The following is a 20,055-nucleotide window of genomic DNA, read 5'->3' as shown; positions in this document are numbered from 1 at the left end:
TAACGGTGATTGAAGTTTTGCGTACAGATACAACCAATCCACAAATAGAGCATGCTTCCGAAAAAACAAACCTAGCAATATTCTTCAAGCTCTTATGATGTTCTGTAATGAAGGGGTTGACATAGGTGAGTGACATTGCCCGTTCAATCCAGAGGTATATTCCTTTGGGCAGCGGTGTTGAGATTTCGCTGAAAAATGGCGAGAAGGTTGTTGGGAGCCTCGAAGAGATCAGTGTAACCCATCTAACGCTCAAGCGCTACTCATCAGGTATTCCCTTTTCCTGCATTCTCGACATGATCGCGACCTGGCAGCCATGCGAGCAACAGGCACAGAGTATAGCAGCGCCAGACCAAACAGGTTCGATCCAACGCTTAGAAAAACCAGGAAACACCTCATCTCAAGGTACGAAAAAAGCGAGCGGTCAGAAGAAAAAAGAGGCCACGAAATCGGCGCGCGGATCGTCCAATCAAGCGGCAAAAGTGACTCCTGCCCAACAGGCCCGCTTTGTCGAGGGGGCCGCTCTTTTACAACAGGCCAGACAGATTATCAATCGAGGCAAGGATCGAGAAAGCGCGATTCCTCTCCTCCGCGAAGCAATCGACAAGATCGAGAAACCAGAGCAGGCCATTCGCCAGTTAGTATCACTCTATTTTCAGATTAACCAGCATGAACATATTATCGAACTGTTAGAAGATTATAAAGGCTTAATGAAAAGTGAATATCGCAACACGATTCTCACTGAAGCCTACTGGCAAACGAGACGCTACGAAGAGACAATCAAACCGTTGAGATGGTGCATTAAAAATCTCGATACGAAAGCCTCACCAAGCAAAAAGGCATATATGTACCAGCAGATGGGTATCTGTTACATGCAGCTCGATCAGTTGGAAGAGGCAAAAACCTGGTTTGAACGCATCCTTGAGATCAATGAAGCTCATATTGGAGCAACCAGAAACATTGCACTCTGCCTCTTAAAGCAAGGAAAATTCGACGAAGCCACGGAAAGACTCCAGAGCCTCTCCCCTGATGCAGGGGTCACGGAACTGCTGGAAAAGATTGAAAACGCCCGAACCCTCGGTATGACTCCCCAGGAGGTCGCCAAGATTTTTAGCGATGTCAAGATTTCTAATGAGATCAACACATTTACCGATTTCTTCCTGGAACGATGTTCGTATAAAGGTGTTGCCCCGGAAAAGGTCCGCGAGAAAAGCTTCATCAATAACGATGCATTTGGTCCAGAAGAATTGGGCAACCGGTCGGGAGGGATCAGGCGTCCCCAGGAACGCGCGGAATATTTTCTTTCTGCCGCGAAAGTCCTTTTCGAGAGCAAAGAGAAACCCGATCTTGATCGAGCATATAGGGATCTCTGCCGCAGCTTTAGCTCGTGGGGAGATGATGCTGTCATCAATCAAAAGTCACTGGAAACCGCCTGCGAATGGTATGGTGAAGCATTGCGTGTCTATGGCGGCGACAAGACGCGTGGCAACGACGAGGGAGCGAGGTTTACGCTGGTGCGCTTTCTCTATGCCAGCACTGGCAAGCGAGAAGAGATTCCAATGGAAAAGGAGGACGTTCCCGAAGTCGCAATGGCACTCGAATACACCCTCTCGTCTCACCAGGAACCAGAGCGGATTTTCCACGCTATTACCTATCTGATTGCGCGCAGTCAATATGCGGCTGAGATCTTACTCCCCATCATGTACGACTCTCCAATTATACTCGAAAGGGCGTTACAGTTTTTACAACAAAGAGAACAGCAACCGGTTGCTGTTAATGATTACGGTGCATTCACGAAATACTGGAAAGATTTGCAAGCAGAGCGAATCCAGATTAATCGGGCAATCTTTACTCACTTCCAGTCGATCAAAAAGGTAAAACTCACCGCTATTTCGTTGATCGAGGACGCTTTGAAGCTGATCAGTGAAATCATGCCAAAAGTCTCTTTTCACCTGGATGGAGAGCGCCTCAAGCAGCTCCAGAAAATCCTGGACCATGCGCACCATCTTTCTAGAGCAACAACCTTTGAGACAAAGGAGCGCTTTTGTAATGAAATTGAGGCGCTGTGTCAAATGATGCTCAAGGATATCGAGCAGGGACCGACCATTCTTTCAGTTGAGCAGATCTATCCAATTGTCGCTGAGCTTCAGCAACAAACGGGAATTCGTCGTCAGGAGATCCAGATCAACTTTATGCCTCAGATCAGCCTGCATATCCCGGATGGTATGAATGCTCCTACGCTGCTCGGTCATAGCATCGAAGTGCCGATTTTCCTGACCAACAAAGCTAGCTGTGGCCCGGCTGATACTTTGGAACTGATTGTGAAGCCCAATCCAGCCTTATTTGAACTGCATTGCAAAGAGATGAGGTTTGAAGGATTATTGCGCGGAGGTGAATCCGAGCCAATATGTGTTTCTCTGCTGGTTACTGAGCAAGCCATTGAAGCGGAAGTGTTCTCTTTATCGGTACATGTGCAGTATCGAGCGTATACTGGGGAAACCTGCACGACAGAACCAACTGATTTTTCTATTCAGCTTGGAGCATTTCAGCCTATTCGTAATCCCTACATTTATGCAGAGGGAGCCGTTGTTAAACAGGATAAGATGTTTTATGGGCGCGATACTTTTATCGACAATGTGATTGCGGCAATCCACGCTTCAGAAACCCAGAGCAAATCGTTTGTCATCTATGGACAAATGCGTTCTGGGAAATCATCGATCCTGTATCATCTGATGGAAAGGCTCAAACCCGACCCAAATTTTCTGATTGCGAACATAGGGAGCATCGGTGAATACCGCCTCGAGGACATGGAGACAAAGGTTTCTATCTTCAACCAGATTCTCTGGGTGATCCTTGAAAAGGTCCAGGCCGCCATTCTCGCCAAAATCAGCCGGGGCTTCTCTCCCCTTCAGATTGACCTGCCAAAAAATGTGCGGGACTTCTATGACCATCCAACACCCCATCGCTATTTTATTCAATTGTTGGAAACCTTTCTCCAGCAGGCTACCCAAACCCCAGGGTGGCAACAGACAAAAATCATCGTCTGTATCGACGAGTTCCAGTATATTTATAGTTATATCGTTAAGGGACGCCTCTCCGAAAATTTCATGCAGTATTGGAAAGCTATTCTTCAGAAAAACCTCTTTAGCGCTATCCTGGTTGGGCAAGATGTGATGCCAAAATTTATTGACCGTTTCTCTAATGAGTTTGGCGTCATGGAAAAGTTCCTCGTAACCTATCTGAGCAAAGAACATGCTGAACTGTTAATTGAAGAACCGATCTTTATTGATGGGAAAACCCGCTACCGCGAAAACGCCGTTGATTATATTCTCAGATTAACGGCAGGCAACCCTTATTACATTCAAATTCTTTGCAAACGTCTGGTTGAATATATGAATAACAAGCGGAAACCATTCATCACGCAGGCGGAGGTCAAAAACATCCAGGAAGAAATGGTGAGAGGCGTTCAAAGGCTGGATACGCAATTTGACAACCTCATTACATCAGGAGATGTTTCTGCCGATGCTATTCCACCTGAAGATGCAGAAGCGGTTCTAAAAAATATTGCGAAGGAGAGCCGCGACGGTTTCTGCGCTCGTGAGGATATCAATTGCCAGACAAAGTGCGATCTCAACGACGTATTAGAGGATCTGGTAATGAGAAAGGTGCTTGAGAAAAGAGAGACGTTTGTGAAGCATACGGGCCAGAATCAATATCAATATAAGATTATGGTAGATCTTTATAGAGAATGGCTTTTGGAGAATGCTTGAAGAAGAGGGGAAAGCATCCATGCCCTTAGAGTTTAAAAATCCATTTTCCGGTTTTACTCAGATCGTCACCGGCCCACACTTTCTCGGGCGCAGGCAAGATATGATCAAAATAGCAGGCATGCTTGTCAGCCCCGAAGAAGATGAGCCGCTTAGCAATATTGCAGTGGTGGGCATTCACCGGATCGGGAAAAGCAGTCTGGTCAAACATGTTTTGAAGACATATGAAGTGGACCTCTTTGTCAAACGGCGGGTGCCAGTCTGGATCAACCTCAAGAATCACAGGAACTCCCTTGCTTTTTTCAGCCATTTGATCGATGCCGCCTTAAAAGAGATCAACAAGGCCCAATATCTCGACACAGCCAGCATTGAGCGCCTGATAGCATACCAACCGGATGCGGCTTCTTTTGAACTCCTTTTTCCTGGCAATATCAAGAAATTCTTTACCGAAGTTGAAAACGCCGGTATCCACCTTCTTTTTATCCTGGAAGAGTTCGACTATGCCCGTGTTCTCTTTGCTAAAGATGAGCAGGGTTTTGAGAGTTTACGGCAACTTTCGCAAGAGTGCGGCGTGAACTATATCACGCTTTCAAGACGAACGGTCAAGCATATCGAATTGCAGACAATGGCGGGATCAACCCTGGATAGTATCTTCGCGAAACATTACGTCACGCCTTTTAATGATGAGGACCTACAACAATATTTTGGTCTTTTTGCACAGACTCCTATCCAGATTACCTCGAAAATGAAGCAGCAGATTCTCTCTTATTGCGGCGGTCATCCCTACCTGCTGGGCATGCTTGGTTGTGAACTCGTCGCCGCCTCTTATCAAGAGCAGCAACCGGCTATTGAGCAAATTCTCGATCGGATCCAGACATCGTGTGATCACTATTTTGATAATGTTATTCAGCGTTTGCGCGAAGATCAGAATATCAATTCCTTGTTTCAGGTAATCTTTGGCCCCAAAATCGATATCACACAGAAGGATATCAACGAGTTACGCTCGTACGGACTCATAAAAGAAAATGCCGCTCAGAAATCGCTTCTGGGAACGAAGCTCGCTCCTGCCTATATCTGCTTTTCCGAGAGCTTCCAGGCATATTTAGATGATCTGGGGCGCGAAGTCAAGCTGTTTCCGCTTCTGGGAGAGACAGAGTTGACCTTACGTACGCTCATCAAAAAGGAATTACAGAAAGTATATAAGGATCTCTGGCTAGAAGACTTAAAGAAACGCTATCCAAAAGATTTCCAGACCTACACAAATATTCAGGCGAAAGACCAGGATAAAGGAAAAGCTGGCACATCAGATAATTTATTGGACTACACCTATTTAGGAATGATATTTGACATTATCTTCGAGAAATACTGGCCTATTTTTCGTCCCATTTTTCAAAAAGATCTGAAAAATAAAACGTATTGGAAGCAGCGGGCAGACCTGATCGCCGAGGTAAGAAATCCCGTCATGCATATTCGTATACAGAATATCACAGCCGATGTGCGTTACCGCTGCGAGGAGTATTGTCAGGAGATCTTGCAGGCTATCGAAGAACATACAGCGTTGACCGAGAAATAAGGCATTTTCCCTGGAAACCTTCATTGGCATCAATACACATTCTCCCTCTGGCGTTAAACTTGCAACCTGTCTTCGTACTAGAAAGAAGAGGCTATAAAGAAGAGATGTAATTTGCTAGGCAGGGAGAGTTTATGGCACTTGAAGGAAAACAGTTCAGCCACTACCGCATTCTTCAGCTCATTGGCCGGGGCGGCATGGGCGAGGTCTATTTAGCGGAGGATACCCAGGTCCGCAGGCAGGTGGCGGTCAAGGTTATCAGGATCGAGACGACGGGGTGGAACCAGGAGACGGGGAGCAGCGCGATGCGCCTCTTCTGGCGGGAGGCGACGGCCATTGCTCAGCTTGATCACCCCAACATACTGCCACTCTACGACCACGGTGAAGCTGCGATTGATGGCTTGCCCCAGGCGTATTTGATTATGCCCTATCGCCCCGAAGGATCGCTGGTCTCCTGGCTACACAAACGAGCACAAGCACACCAGACCCGGCAGTTGACGCTGAAACAGGTGGCACACATCATTCAGCAAGCTGGCAGAGCCTTACAATATGCGCATGATCACCAATTTATGCATCTGGATGTGAAACCCGACAATTTTTTGATCCGCAGCCGGTCAGATGCTGACGAGGCACCTGATCTGCTGCTCACCGATTTTGGCATTGCCCGCCTGAGCAGCGCGACTTCTGGGAGCAGCCAGTCGGTGCGGGGCACTCCCACTTATATGGCCCCGGAGCAATGTATCGGCCACCCCGTGTTCGCCAGCGACCAGTACGCCCTGGCAATTATGGCCTATGAACTGCTCACCGGGAAACCTCCTTTTCTGGGCACACCTATGCAGGTCATGTTCGCCCACATGCAGGCCCAGCCCGTAGCGGTGCGCAAGAGCAATCCGCTGTTGCCGTCAACAGTGGATGAGGTACTCCAGCGGGCACTAGCGAAGAAGCCTGAACAGCGTTACCCCTCGGTAGCCGCGTTCGCCCAGGCTTTTCAGGAGGCTTTCCAGGCAGTCGATAGGACAACTGTCATGCGTATGCTTCCGCCTCCACCGCCACCAGGTGAGAATGAATATACAACCCTGGCGATCAGTACGTGGGAAGCGCGTAACGGCGGCATCCGCGTCCTGACCCTGCTCAATGGGCATATAATTAACGTCCAGATCCCTCCAGGTGCGATCTCCGGCCAGGTGTTGACGCTGCCCAGTCAAAGCACGGCAGGAAACAATCTCTACCTCAAGCTTATGGTGCTTGAAACGCCAGGAGAAGTGCAGGTCGATAGAACTCCACCACTGTCTGCTTACCAGATCCCTCCCTTCCACCAGACGCCGACGCTTGCTTACCAGGCTCCGCCGCCGTCTCCTGCTTTCCGAATCTCGTCTGGTGTCATGATGTCGATTCTGCTGTCATTGCTGCTACTGCTGGGAGGAGGATATCTGGGCACGTTTCGTATGCTCACAGGCCAATGGCCGTGGGGCGCGTCTGCTTCCGGCAGGACACCAGAGACGACATTCTTCCCGAACAATCTGCCAGGGAGTACCTCCGTGCCCGGTGGTGCATGGCAGGCTGCAACCTCTGGTATCTCGCAGAATCTGACAGCCGTGGCCTGGTCCGGTTCACTGTTCGTGGCCGTGGGAGGCACCTACGACACTGGGAATGGTGTGGGCGATGCGGTAAGTACTGGCGTCATCCTGACCTCTCCTGATGGGCATACCTGGACTCTCCAGCATGTTGCCAATCTCCCCTATCTGACGGATGTGATCTGGGCACACTCAGAATTTGTCGCAGTAGGACATGTTACTCACAACAGCGTGGTCTTCGCCTCGCCCGATGGACACACCTGGACAAATCTGAACGCGCAGTTCGCCAGTTCAGTGGACGCTAATTTTTCAAGCTTTACGAAGATTATCTGGGCGGGTTCGCAATTCGTGGTCCTGGGCTTTTTCAGCCGTATCTATACTTCGCCCGATGGACACATCTGGACGACCCGCTCCGATGGCACTTCAGGAGACGTGGGTGATCTAACCTGGTCCGGTTCGCAATTTGTCGCGGTAGGGATTGGAGGTACCATTCTCACCTCGCCAGATGCGATCACCTGGACGCCTCGGCGCACGAGCAGTTCGAGCAGCCTGAATAGCGTAACCTGGGCCAACTCCCAGTTCGTGGCAGTGGGCCAGGCTATTCTCACTTCGCACGATGGGATCGCCTGGACTTCCCAGAACGTGAGCCACCTGTTCAACCTCACCGATGTGATCCGAGCAGGCTCGCAGTTCGTGGCAGTGGGATGGGGTGGACAGATCCTCGCCTCGCCAGATGCGATCACCTGGACCGATCAGAACGCGGGCATCTCACAGAGCCTGAATAACGTGGTCTGGTCCGGCTCGCGCTTTGTCGCCGTGGGAGACAAAGGAGCAATCTTTGTCTCGTCCTAGCTGCTCCTTGAATCCAACAAACTAACGCATCCTGCCCCGCTTTTGGGGCAGGATGCGTTAGTTTGTTGGATTCAATGGGGGAGTCTATCGCTGGTCATCTGACGGAACCGTCACAACGCTTATCTCAAGCGCCGAGAAGTGAGAGGATTGGTCCTGCACCAGGACAGCGGGATTGTCGTGTTGGGAAGAACGATCATTCACCACACGGATGTGGCCGAGCGCGTGTCATTATTCTCATGGTTTTGCAGATTAGTGAGGCCATAGTTTTGCAGGGAACTGGTGCTGTTTGAGCTTGAGAAAAAAGACAGCTCACGACGGTTTTGCATTTTCACATCGTGAGCCTCTTGGTAAGGAAGCATAGTTTTGCAGAAAAACTTCAGAAATAGTAGCAATTAACCTCTACATTACCTTCCTATATGCACTTACCCTGAATGGCATTCCAAGTTCTGGAGTTCCATTGAACTGCTCATCTGGCACACCATTCATGCTTTTTACCACTTGATAATGCCGCCTGGAGGAATCTTTTCGACGAAATTTGTTACTCTCATGCGTGAGGGGCCTGAGAACCGTCAGCACATGCACTTTTTCCCTTGATGGGATTTCGGAAAGCGCGTGCTTTTACCCACCCACGCTCGTTTCTTCGGGCGCGCCCCATACACGCAAAGACGCCTTTGAAGTGAGTGCGGTCTGGTCGGAGAATGGGGAGAGTAGAAATGAATGGGTTTACCGGGTTGTGGAGGAGGAGCAGAGTAAGAGGAGGGGGTCGGGCGAGCGGGGCAGCACCCCGAGTATAGAATGAGCAGGATGCCTATCAATAAGAAGGGAAACCGACCCGTCGACAACCAGGCTGAAAAGCACCACAACGAAGGAGAACTATTATGCAATCCCAAACGACAGCGACCGACGTTCGCCCCTTCCACATCAGCATTGAGGAAGAGGCAATCCAGGACCAGCGCCGACGCATCGCCGCGACGCGCTGGCCCGACAAGGAGACCGTCACGGATCCTTCGCAGGGCGTGCAACTGACGACGATGCAGAAACTCGCGCGCTACTGGGGCACCGACTACGACTTCAGGCGGGTCGAGGCGAGGCTGAATGCCCTCCCGCAGTTCATGACCGAGATCGACGGCCTCGACATCCATTTCATCCACGTCCAGTCGCGTCACGACAACGCGTTGCCGCTCATCATCACGCACGGCTGGCCTGGCTCGGTCATCGAGATGCTCAAGGTCGTCGGCCCGCTCACCGACCCGACGGCACACGGCGGCAGCGTCGAGGATGCTTTCCATCTGGTGATTCCGTCGATACCCGGCTACGGGTTTTCAGGCAAACCGACCACGACCGGCTGGGACCCTGACCACATCGCACGTGCCTGGGTCGTGCTGATGAAGCGCCTTGGATACACGCGCTTTGTGGCGCAAGGCGGCGATTGGGGGGCGATTATCACGGATGTGATGGCTGCACAGACGCCTGCGGAGCTGCTCGGCATTCACACCAACATGCCTGGCGCTGTTCCACCCGATATTGTAAAGACGCTCCCGTCCGGCGACCCGCCGCCATCGGGTCTCTCAGTCGACGAAAGCCACGCGTACGAGCAGCTGAGCCGCGTCTATACCAAGGGCATCGGCTACGCAGTTGAGATGGGGTTGCGCCCTCAAACGTTATACGGACTGGCGGATTCACCCATCGCCCTAGCAGCCTGGATGCTTGACCACGACGCGATCAGTTACGAGGACATCTCAGCAGCCTTTGATGGACACCCCGTAGGCGAACTGACAAGAGACGAGGTCCTCGACAACATCACGCTCACCTGGTTGACGAACACGGGGATTTCTTCAGGTCGTCTCTATTGGGAAAATAAGTTGGGCTTCTTCGACATCAAGAACGTCTCCATCCCGGCTGCCGTGAGCGTCTTTCCTAAAGAGCTCTATGAAGCTCCGCGCAGTTGGGCCGAGCGGGCGTATCCCAAGCTCATCTATTACAACAAGGTCGACAAAGGCGGGCATTTTGCGGCGTGGGAACAGCCGCAGCTCTTTTCAGAAGAGGTTCGCGCGGGCTTCAGATCCCTGCGCTAATCGGAGAGGAGGGCGATAAGCACATAATGTGTGCCCGTCGTCCTACAGCACAGCAGAAAAGATGTACTTGTTGGCCGATCTGTCAACGATCTCCTTGACAGATTGGTCGACACGCATCCAGGAAAGGAACGCTCATGTCTCAGACACCTCCCAGCGCTGCTGGGCCTCTCACCTGGCTGGTCGCTTCCCAGGTCACGTGGCGAGGCGTACGCACATCGATGCTGCCGTCCCGCATGGTGCAGACGTGCATCGCTGAGACATCCAAACAGAGGAAAGGCATGCATGATGAAAAGAAACCAACTCTTGCTCGCGACGAGACACCCGGCAGCGGTTCCATTCCCCTTTGAAGGTGAGTTGCCTTCACTCGACAGCGCGACCACGTGGCTCAATTCGCAGCCACTCTCGGCGGCTGACCTGCGCGGAAACGTCGTGCTCATCGACTTCTGGACCTACACCTGCATCAATTGGCTGCGCACACTTCCCTATGTGCGGGCGTGGGCCGAGAAATACCAGGATTATGGATTGGTGGTGATCGGCGTGCACACGCCTGAGTTCGCCTTTGAGCACAACATCGAGAACGTTCGCCGGGCCGCCAGGGACATGCGGGTCGAGTATCCCATCGCGGTCGATAACGACTATGCGATCTGGAGTGCATTCAATAACCACTATTGGCCTGCCCTCTATTTCGTCGATGCGCAGGGGCAGCTTCGACATCATTACTTCGGCGAGGGCGAATACGAGCAGTCGGAACGGGTCATTCAACACTTGCTGGCCGAGGCTGAAAGCAGCGGATTCGATCATGAACTGGTTGCGGTCGAGGGGAAGGCGGCTGAAGCTGCCGCCGATTGGAGCAACTTGATGTCGCCAGAAACCTACGTCGGCTATGAGCGCACCGAGAACTTTGCATCTCCCGGTGGCACAGTCGTGGACCAGCGTCACATCTATACTGTCCCCACGCGCTTCTCGCTCAATCATTGGGCACTGTTTGGGGATTGGACGGTGGGGCAACAGGCTACGCTGCTCAACGAAGCCAACGGGCAGATCGTGTACCGCTTTCACGCCCGTGATCTTCATCTCATCATGGGAGCGGCAGTGCGAGGAACGTCCGTGCAATTTCGCGTGCTCATCGATGGAGAGTCGCCGGGCGAGGCTCACGGCATTGACATTGACGACCAGGGGAACGGCATGGTGACCGAACAGAGGATGTATCAACTGATCCGACAACCCGGGCCCATTGCCGATCGACAATTTGAGATCGAGTTTCTTGATGCGGACGTGGAAGCTTTCGCGTTCACGTTCGGCTAATCCACGATACAGGAGGTGAAGATATGAGTGAAGGTTTCATCTCACGAGGGTTTCGCGGTCGTCGCCAGAAGAGTGAGATCAGCGGAAGAATCCCGCCGGGACAATATCTCGAACGTGGCTTTCCTGTCCTTTCAGCAGGGCCAACACCGCACACACTACTCGCAAACTGGGATTTTTCCATTACCGGGGAGGTCGATCAGCCAAAACGTTGGAACTGGGACGAGTTTCATACGCTTCCACGCGAGACGATCACCCAGGACATCCACTGCGTAACCAAATGGTCGAAGTTTGACACGCACTGGGAAGGCGTCTCCCTTGATACCCTCCTCGCGCAGGTCAATACTGCGGCCAGTTACATGCTCGCCTTCAGCGATGGAGGCTATACCACCAATCTGCCCCTGGAAGAGGTGGCGGGAGGGAAGGCTTGGATAGTCGATACTTATGAAGGCCAACCTCTGGAACCTCAACATGGTGGCCCGGCTCGCCTGCTGGTGCCTCATCTCTACTTCTGGAAGAGCGCCAAGTGGGTGCGAGGCTTGCGCCTGCTCGATCACGATGAACCAGGCTTCTGGGAATCGCTAGGCTACAACAATCATGGTGATCCGTGGAAGGAGGAACGCTATTGGAGCGACTGAACTGGCAGATCGGTGAGGTGATCGCCACCCGACCAGAAACGGGACGCACTAGAAGCATCACGCTTGATCTCCCTGCCTGGATGGGGCATCGAGCGGGGCAGCATGTGGATGTGCGCCTCACGGCAGAAGACGGTTACCAGGCCGAGCGCAGCTATTCAATTGCCTCGCCACCAGAGGAGGCACCGCGCGTGACACTCACCGTCGAACGGCTCGATGATGGGGAGGTCTCACCATACCTCACCGAGGAACTGCGCATCGGTGATCAACTGGAACTACGTGGCCCGATAGGGGGCTACTTCGTCTGGGAGGTGCAGATGGGTGGCCCGCTCCTGCTGGTCGCCGGAGGGTCGGGCATTGTGCCGTTGATGGCGATATTGCGCCACCGGGCCGCCATGGGCAGCACTGTTGCGACCCGTTTGCTCTACTCATCGCGCTCCCTTGAGGACGTGATCTACCGTGACGAACTCGGCCAGTTGATGAAGAGCAGCACGATGCTGGAGGTGGTGCAGACGCTGACCCGTAAGCAGCCGCCCGGTTGGATGGGCTATTCTCGCCGTATCGATGCCCAGATGCTGCGTGAGGTAGCCTGGTTAGTCGAGCAGCGCCCGCTGACGTTTATCTGCGGACCCACCCCCTTCGTTGAAACGGCGGCGGCAAGTCTGGTGGAACTGGGACACGAACCAGGACGCATCAAGACGGAACGCTTTGGACCGACAGGAGAAGCATAATGGAGAATACACTGGATGGCAACGCTGCCGCTGGCATGCTACAAGAGATCTTCCCCTTTGAAATGACGCTCGCGCAGGTCACCTGCACAGGCTGCGGCACCACCAATGTGATTGGTGCGACCGCAGCCTACATGCACGGGATGGGAACCATCGTACGCTGCCCCTCCTGTGACATGGCGCTCATCCGCATCGTACATGCCAGGGGACGCTACTTGCTGGATATGCGAGGCGTAAGCGTCCTTCAAATGAAAGAAGGCTAAGGAACATTCTATAAACAACCCTGTGTCTTATCGCAGCGTGCAGGTCGATAGCCCGTTCATTTTCTACCGAGAGGCCGGGCCGAAAGGCGCACCTGCCCTGCTATTGCTTCACGGCCTGTCATCCTCTTCGTGGATGTATGAGCCGCTGTTGCAGCGCCTGTCTGACCGTTATCACCTGACCTCCCCAGATTATCCGGGGTTCGGTCATAGCAATTGGCCTGATCCTATACAATTCACTTACACCTTCAACAACATAAGGAGCTCCCGCACTTTGGTGAAAGAGAAACAACAGGAGAAAGGAACATGGATCATCACGTTCAACACTCCAAAAGAGTGAACCTGTCGCATATGCTTGTCAATCAACTGCTGACGAAGCGAGCCCTCGCAGGAGATAAGGAGATTGCATTACGTAATCGTGCGGAGCGGAGGAAACAGCATGCAGAGCGCATGGCACGAATCTGCACGGAGGAGATTCATCAGGTAGTGGTGGTATTGCATCAACAAGGTATTTATCCTCGCTCTATCCAGGTTGCGAAACAGCTAAACAACTCGCATATACTACGACTAAAGGAAGCACGCAAGATTTAGATTCCAGCACTGGACGAATTGGGCTATCCGACAGATCATTTGAAAAAATATCCATATCCCTTCCACAGTTTGCATAGTTCGTTGATCATATTTGCATAATAGTAAAATTCATCTTTTCTTTACTACGAATAGGAAACATAGTTTTGCAGAATCTGCAAAACTACGGTATTAATGACAGCGCTGTAACTTAACCCATGGTTTTGCAGGGTAGAGGACGCATAGTTTTGCAGAAAGTTATGAAGAAATAAGCTTGAAGGAAAAGTTCTCTCTCTACAATTTCCTGCCCCAGCAGGATTGACTATTAAATAGAGGCAGTATAGTTTTGCAGAAAAATCTTTGCTGTTTCACCTGACTATAGATATATACCGAATAAAAATTAATTCGTACGTCCAATTATCCTATGTCTATCATCCCTCGCTATATATCTTGCTTGACCTTATCCTCGCAGATTGGTACACTAGTTCTAGTATTTTGATGGTTGCTGGAGGTACATTTAGAGCCTGAAAAAGCTAAGCAGAATCAACGATTACCTTAACTTGCTCTGTAGAGTCTTTAGATAGATTCTCTGAGGGACGTTTAACTAGATCGGGTAGTTTATAGTACTTTGTCATCAATATCTGGAGCAAGAACCCGAGAGCATTGACACAGGCTCCAAGAAGAGCTAGATTCTGTGCAAGAACAGGATATATCTATGGATAACAAAAAAATAAGAGAAATAGGTAATATCAACGAGTCATTACTGGAAGCACAACCCTTAGTGGAGGATGAATCTGTGACTTTTGGCTTCCAGACAGTTAGAAGTAATGGGCGCAAATTGTCTGGCTCATACTATACACCGTCTAGCCTGGTCGAATTCCTTCTTGATTTGACTTTTGATCCTATATTAGATAACGCTTGTGCTAGGTTAGACCCAGAGAAGGCACTCCTTGACCTAAAGGTTTGTGACCCTGCATGTGGTAGCGGCACTTTCTTAATTGCCGCTGCACAAAGGATAGCTGAGTGTCTAGACACCATCCGTTCAGATAGAAGGAAACAGCAGAAAGATGTTGAACGCACAGCACTTCGAGAAGTATCGAAAAAAAGCTTATATGGTGTGGATCTCAACCCTCAGGCGGTAGGATTATCCAAAGTTTGCATATGGTTACAGACTCTAGAGCGAGATAAACCGCTCTTTCCTCTTGATGATCATATTAAATGTGGAAATAGTCTCCTTGGCATCGAACTTGATAGAAGATTATCAGATAAAAGGTGTGGATCAAAAATGCCTAATAAGAATATAGATAACAAACGAGAATCTCATCTGAGCGGCGAAGTTAAACAAGTTTTGTTAAATCCTTTGCTTTCCATTGATCTTACAGATGCAAGTGTGCTTGAGCGTTGGCTAGATGAGATGCTTCGTGTTGTTAAAAATGTAGTGAGTCCTATGAAGGGAAAAGAGCTTATACTATCATTGCTTTTCTATAAATATCTTTCAGATCTTTCCGAGCCATCTCTGCTAGATAACGAGTTCTATATCGTACGACCAGCGTGTCGATGGGAGGCTGTTCAGACGCATCCAGTGGATGGAACGTTAGGAGATTTTATAACCAATATCACACGGGAAGCTATATCGCTCAATCCTAATCTTAAAGGAATTCTAGGATTTATACATTATGGGGAATATAAAGATGGAAAGCGTGTAGTAAACGATACAGTCTTAAGGAAACTGATTGAAATCATTAGTTGCTATAATTTAGCTCATGTCACGAAAAACATAGATTTTTGGGATAATACGTATGCGTATTTACTACAGCATCTTCCTGATCCACATAATGCTGCTCAGAATCAATTTTACACTCCTAGAGATGTAGCACGCTTGATGGTAGAAATGATAAAGCCTACATATAATGGTAATGACAATTTTTATGATCCTGCCTGTGGGTCAGGATGTTTGAGTGGACTATCTCACTATCTAAAAGGATTGTCAAATGGGCAGGAGGCCGATAAAAGATTTGTAGGCCAAGATAAAATTTCTATTGCATCAGCTCTAGCAAAAATGGACTTAGGTTTTTCATGGACAGTTGAACTTTATCAGGAAGACACATTGCGTAATCCGCTTCGCGGCAATAGTGGAAAACTCAAGAATTTTGATTACGTCATGGCTAATCCTCCTTGGAACTTATCTGGATGCGATAGAGAAATTTACATAAATGATCCCGATCGCTTTCCGTACGGCATACCACCTACAAGAAATGCTGATTGGGGATGGGTACAACATGTACTGGCATCCCTAAATAAAGATCACGGGCGAGCAGCAGTCATTCTCGATCTGGGAGCTTTATCTCGTGGTTCTGGTAGCGAGTCACCTGAAAGTGAGCGCAACATAAGAAAGGCAATAATTGAGGACGATATCCTCGATGCTATCATTTCCTTGCCAAGGAACCTGTTTTATACCACTGCGGCACCGTGTTGTCTTTTAATCTTCGATATTAACAAAAGGCAAGAATACAAAGGGAAAGTTCTTTTTATTGACGCTCTGAATTACATGAAAAGATCTAGAACTAGTAGAAAAATAGACCTCCAAAAGGAAGAACGTGACAGGATAATTGAGGCATATAACCTAAGAAAAACAATTAAAGATTTCTGTTGCGTTGCTTCGCTCAAGGCAATATCTTCCAACGATTATGATCTTCGCCCTGTTTTATATGTCTCCCAAGAGATAAATATCCATTATCGCAGTCAGCATGTTATTGAAAGGGAACTAGCTGAGGTCAGTCAAATACGAACATCTAATGACTTAAAGATATTGGAACATCTTCACTATCCATCTGAAGAACCTGTTCACTCAGATGATATTCTCAAGATTTATCTATCTGATATGAGCAAGGATAATTTGGATGAGGATCTGCGTGCTCTGCTGGAGAATTCAGAGAAGAGCAGAGGACAGGAACTCGCCTTGGAGATAGAACGGAGGGAAAGGGTTTCCCATTTGCTCTTTGCATTAGACGTGGAAAGAATTCCTTTAAAAAAATGTGCTAATATTTATAGTGGTTTTACACCGACAAAAAAAGAAAAAAAAGCAGCAGAATTGTGGACTGAGGGAGAGTATATATCCTGGGTGAAGGCAGGCGATTTAGAACAGGAGTATATTCTGGAGACAGAAGGACGTCTTCCAGTGATACTAACAAGAAATGATATTTGTTCCAGGCGTGCTGTTCGACCTATAAACACTATAGTGCTTGCTATCTGTGGAGGAGGAAGCACTGTTGGCAAAACAGCGGTTTTAGGCATCCCGGCTGCAATAAATCAGGCTGTTTGTTGCATCTACCCTCAGGAAGATACCCTTGACCATTCTTATCTATTTTGTTATCTAACCTATATGAGAAGGCGTTGGGGACGTGAGGTTACAGGGGGGCGTCAGGATCTCACCCTCCAGGCTGTGAAAAACCATTCTCTTCCTCTTCCTGATAAAAAAAGGCAGCAAGAGATCGTGAATGAACTACGGCCTCATAATGAAAAGATTCTCAGATTGAAGGAAGAGATTGCCTTATTGCGAAAAATATTAAAGGCTTAGATTTCTTTCATCGTACGCAGATAATATTTTCTAAATCTCAGCTTGCATGCTTTCTAATATAAATTTGATTTCTTCTGGTATGTCACTTTGCCTAACATAGCGTAACAAATCATTCTCGGATATATTCAGTTTTTCTTCGGTACATAACCAATTGAGCACTGCTCTATAAGCTTTTTTCCCTATAGCAACCTCGACTAGTTGATCAAAATCCGAAGAATTTTCATAGACTTCTCTTATCTTTATCGCCTCACTTATAGACTTTTGCGGATTTCGATATTCATCGAGCCCAATAAGCATAGCAGACTTATAGATGTGCCCTTCTATTTTTCGATCAAAACCATACTTATTTAGCGAAATAGTATCCTTCATAATTTGGAGCATCTTTGCTTCAATTTCTTGTATAGTGGGTATTTTTTTGTTAGGATAAACTTCTTGGAGTGTTCTTAAGAATAACTCAGGGCTGAGTAAGTAACTTTCAATATCATGCCTGATGAGTTGATGCAATACAATTTCATTACGATGAGCATAGTCAGCAATCCTCTCTCTCCACTGCTGACTCATTCCATCGCCATCTATAACGAAGTAAACTTGAATATCTTTGCCAAGATATTTCTTTAGCATATTTTTTGCAATTGAAGGCGCTTTGTTATCTCTACCATTGCCTGGAATAATAGGAATAGTATTTATTCCTCGAAAACAATTCGTTTCTAATACCTCATCAAATCTCTCTAGGATCTGTGTGTTTGAGTCTTCTATGAATGCAAGCTTTTTGCTGATCTTGGCTTTTGCTAGATGGTAGTTGTCAATCAGATCAGAAATTGCCTCATCAACATGTGATCTGTTTATCAAAGGCTCCAAGTGCTGAGTTTGAGCATAAACAGGCACAACTTCAGAGGGTTCAGCTCCTTCGATCATAGGTACAGAGTGGGTCGAGATAATAATCTGGATATCAAGCTCGTTTTGGATCTCTCGTAAGGCACGAACAAGTGTATATTGCAAATTTGTATGCAAATGAGCATCCGGCTCATCAATCAATATAACTGTCCCTTTAGACGCAAATCGATAAATTGGTGTTAATATTTGAAGTACTTGTAAAAGCCCGCTTCCTGAAGAGATCAAGTCGAGAGATATACGTTGTTTTTGACGAGTTTCCGAGAAAGATGTAGCGATATAAAGGTCATGGTCTTCGTCGAATTCACTTACATCGATATGGAAATTGAAATAGCGTTCTAGTATGCTTGAAAGCTGTTTATAAGTTTCTCCACCAGACTGTTTCTTGATATCTAATACCAGATTGCGAATGATTTCGCTCATTCTGCCTGTCTGCACTCTGTCCTGGATTGCTTTAGGAAACTTGCGCTCTTCTACCGTATTTATACCAACGAACCCTGAGATTAGAAGAGGATGCGACAAGTGCAAAATAGGGTTGCCCTGAAGATCCTCTGGTGATGAAATACATTTGAAATTGAAGCTGCCAAATCGTGATGTTACTTGTAGCCGATAAGTATTGCCATTGAGATCTGCCAAATCAATTAGCGCGGGATCGTTAGAAACCTTCCCTCCATAGAAGAGTTCTCCAAGTTTGGATATATTGACTGCTGGTAATTGTTCAAGAAAGTAGACCGTACCTCTTGATGATGCCTGGATGCTGCCGTTTTTGCCTATAATTAAGTCTCTATCATATATTACCTGTAAAGCAAGATTGATGGCTTGAAGTACAGTCGTTTTACCAGAACTGTTTTCTCCCATCAGGATAGTAAAGGGACGGAGTATAATTTCAATGTCTCGAAACTTCTTGTAGTTCTGTAGACGAATTTTACTAAGCACGGGCTTCTTGCCTCTTTCTTTAAGATCTACAGGCTGGAGAACGAGTGACTATTCCATGTGATTTCCATTGTAACTTCGAAATGAAATGAACACAAGCTGCTGAAAAGTGCTCATTTCGACTCCGAAATATTCCAGTGTAACTCCGAAAAAAGTAGTTGATTGTTTTGTGTGATAATGCTCCTATCTCATGGGCATTTGCTTAGCTTGCTGTTAGCAGGTGAGAGTCTATGGGTTATTTTTTATTCGACCAAGCGAAATGTGGTGCCTAGGCGCAGGCGATTTATTGCGTAGATAAAGGGCCGAGCGGGGCCGCATTAATCCTCATTACCAACGAGAAGATCTTTCGATTGCTAACTGGATTTTATCCCATAATGCAGCTAAAAAATCTTCCCTAGTATATTCTTTGGTCCCGCTCATATGAGAAAGTAGACTTATATCCAATAATTCAAGCACAACTACCTCTTTTTGTAGGTTCCATTTAAAATTTCCTGATGCATGAAATCCATTGCTAAATGTTGCTCTACCCTCCGTATACGAGAAACTTATACCCTCATCCCCTCTACTTCCCCCCATCGAGCCTCTATGAATATCCAAGGAATAAATGGTCATCTGGTTAGACAAAATGCGTATCTGTCTATGTCCCTGAACATCATTAGCATAGAAATTTAGCGTGTCTTCCTCCTCAACAGCTTTCTTCAGGTTTATGGTAATATATTCAATCCACTCGTCTCTTACTTCGTATGGATTAATCGCCTTCTTCGCTCGTGGCTTTGATAGAGCAACTTTTTGATCTGTTTTAGGCAAACTCGTTAATCTATCGTCTGGTACCTTTGGAGCAATTTTTAACTCCTGTAGCTCTTCAATAGCTCTTCTGATGCCTTGAGTAACATCATAGAATGCTTCATCTTTACTGTACCAATTCCGGCTATCAACCGGTTTCCCATCGGTTGGAAGTGCCTGGAGTTTGCCAAATGGTGCATTATGCCAATCACAGGGGCGAAGAATTATAGGAATAACGCGGGCTTCTCCTGCGTCGTGCCTCTCCATTGCGCGCTTCACTTCCACCCCATAGCAGTAAGGTGAGGCAAGAAAGTTAGCACTGATAAGCAGCAAAATGACTTGGACGCTGTTTAAGTGTATATCAATTTCTTCAGCCCACCCCGTCCCAGCAATGATTTTACGATCATGCCAGCTAGAAATAAATCCCTGATATTTCAAAAGGCTGAGGTGAGTTTCTAGTTGATCTCGCAAATCTTGGTCTTTATGAGAGTAAGAGAAGAAGACTTCTAGTGCTTTCTTCGGTTCGGATGCCATTGCGACCAAT

13 protein-coding genes and 1 pseudogene are annotated in these 20,055 nt (G+C 48.1%); 12 read left to right on the top strand and 2 right to left on the bottom strand.

Annotation, left to right across the window (positions count from 1 at the left end; translation table 11 throughout):
- Positions 1–125 precede the first annotated feature (125 nt).
- The 12 genes and pseudogenes from K3T83_RS31875 to K3T83_RS31820 all read left to right on the top strand — a co-directional run bounded on the left by K3T83_RS31875 (position 126) and on the right by K3T83_RS31820 (position 16,904).
- Positions 126–3,767 (top strand): ATP-binding protein, encoded by a 3,642-nt coding sequence (locus tag K3T83_RS31875; protein WP_220206957.1) that lies wholly within the window; start codon positions 126–128, stop codon positions 3,765–3,767.
- A 19-nt stretch (positions 3,768–3,786) separates the two neighbouring features.
- Positions 3,787–5,337, top strand: coding sequence for a Swt1 family HEPN domain-containing protein (locus K3T83_RS31870; RefSeq protein WP_220206956.1), 1,551 nt, complete (start codon positions 3,787–3,789; stop codon positions 5,335–5,337).
- Between the two features lie 131 nt (positions 5,338–5,468).
- On the top strand, positions 5,469–7,760 hold the full coding sequence (locus tag K3T83_RS31865) for a protein kinase domain-containing protein (RefSeq protein WP_220206955.1): 2,292 nt from the start codon (positions 5,469–5,471) through the stop codon (positions 7,758–7,760).
- A gap of 878 nt (positions 7,761–8,638) precedes the next feature.
- Positions 8,639–9,835, top strand: coding sequence for an epoxide hydrolase family protein (locus K3T83_RS31860; RefSeq protein WP_220206954.1), 1,197 nt, complete (start codon positions 8,639–8,641; stop codon positions 9,833–9,835).
- Positions 9,836–9,969: 134 nt separating this feature from the next.
- Positions 9,970–10,182 (top strand): hypothetical protein, encoded by a 213-nt coding sequence (locus K3T83_RS31855; protein WP_220206953.1) that lies wholly within the window; start codon positions 9,970–9,972, stop codon positions 10,180–10,182.
- Positions 10,118–11,140: a thioredoxin family protein gene (locus K3T83_RS31850; protein ID WP_220206952.1), complete on the top strand. Its 1,023-nt coding sequence runs from the start codon at positions 10,118–10,120 to the stop codon at positions 11,138–11,140. The genes K3T83_RS31855 and K3T83_RS31850 overlap by 65 nt, the downstream gene beginning before the upstream one ends.
- A gap of 23 nt (positions 11,141–11,163) precedes the next feature.
- Positions 11,164–11,775, top strand: a complete 612-nt coding sequence (locus tag K3T83_RS31845) for a sulfite oxidase-like oxidoreductase (protein WP_220206951.1) — start codon at positions 11,164–11,166, stop codon at positions 11,773–11,775.
- On the top strand, positions 11,763–12,503 hold the full coding sequence (locus tag K3T83_RS31840) for a ferredoxin reductase (RefSeq protein WP_236065028.1): 741 nt from the start codon (positions 11,763–11,765) through the stop codon (positions 12,501–12,503). The genes K3T83_RS31845 and K3T83_RS31840 overlap by 13 nt, the downstream gene beginning before the upstream one ends.
- Complete coding sequence (locus K3T83_RS31835) at positions 12,503–12,763, top strand: DUF6510 family protein (protein ID WP_220206949.1); 261 nt, start codon at positions 12,503–12,505, stop codon at positions 12,761–12,763. Before K3T83_RS31840 ends, K3T83_RS31835 begins: the two co-directional genes overlap by 1 nt.
- Positions 12,764–12,773: 10 nt before the next feature.
- Positions 12,774–13,019, top strand: a pseudogene (locus tag K3T83_RS56455) (alpha/beta fold hydrolase); the annotation flags it as partial.
- 47 nt (positions 13,020–13,066) lie between these two features.
- Positions 13,067–13,351, top strand: coding sequence for a hypothetical protein (locus K3T83_RS31825; RefSeq protein WP_220206948.1), 285 nt, complete (start codon positions 13,067–13,069; stop codon positions 13,349–13,351).
- Positions 13,352–14,021: 670 nt separating this feature from the next.
- Positions 14,022–16,904 (top strand): N-6 DNA methylase, encoded by a 2,883-nt coding sequence (locus K3T83_RS31820; protein WP_220206947.1) that lies wholly within the window; start codon positions 14,022–14,024, stop codon positions 16,902–16,904.
- A gap of 30 nt (positions 16,905–16,934) precedes the next feature.
- On the opposite strand, the gene K3T83_RS31815 is transcribed toward K3T83_RS31820, so the two are convergent.
- Complete coding sequence (locus tag K3T83_RS31815) at positions 16,935–18,731, bottom strand: ATP-dependent nuclease (protein ID WP_220206946.1); 1,797 nt, start codon at positions 18,729–18,731, stop codon at positions 16,935–16,937.
- A 324-nt stretch (positions 18,732–19,055) separates the two neighbouring features.
- The gene (locus K3T83_RS31810; RefSeq protein WP_220206945.1) at positions 19,056–20,045 is read right to left on the bottom strand and encodes a toll/interleukin-1 receptor domain-containing protein; all 990 of its coding nucleotides are present in this window, start codon (positions 20,043–20,045) and stop codon (positions 19,056–19,058) included.
- Positions 20,046–20,055: the final 10 nt, after the last annotated feature.

This window comes from Reticulibacter mediterranei, assembly GCF_016587455.1.
The sequence above is the reverse complement of the archived record's forward strand: the minus strand, read 5'-3'. Positions and strand labels throughout refer to the sequence as shown.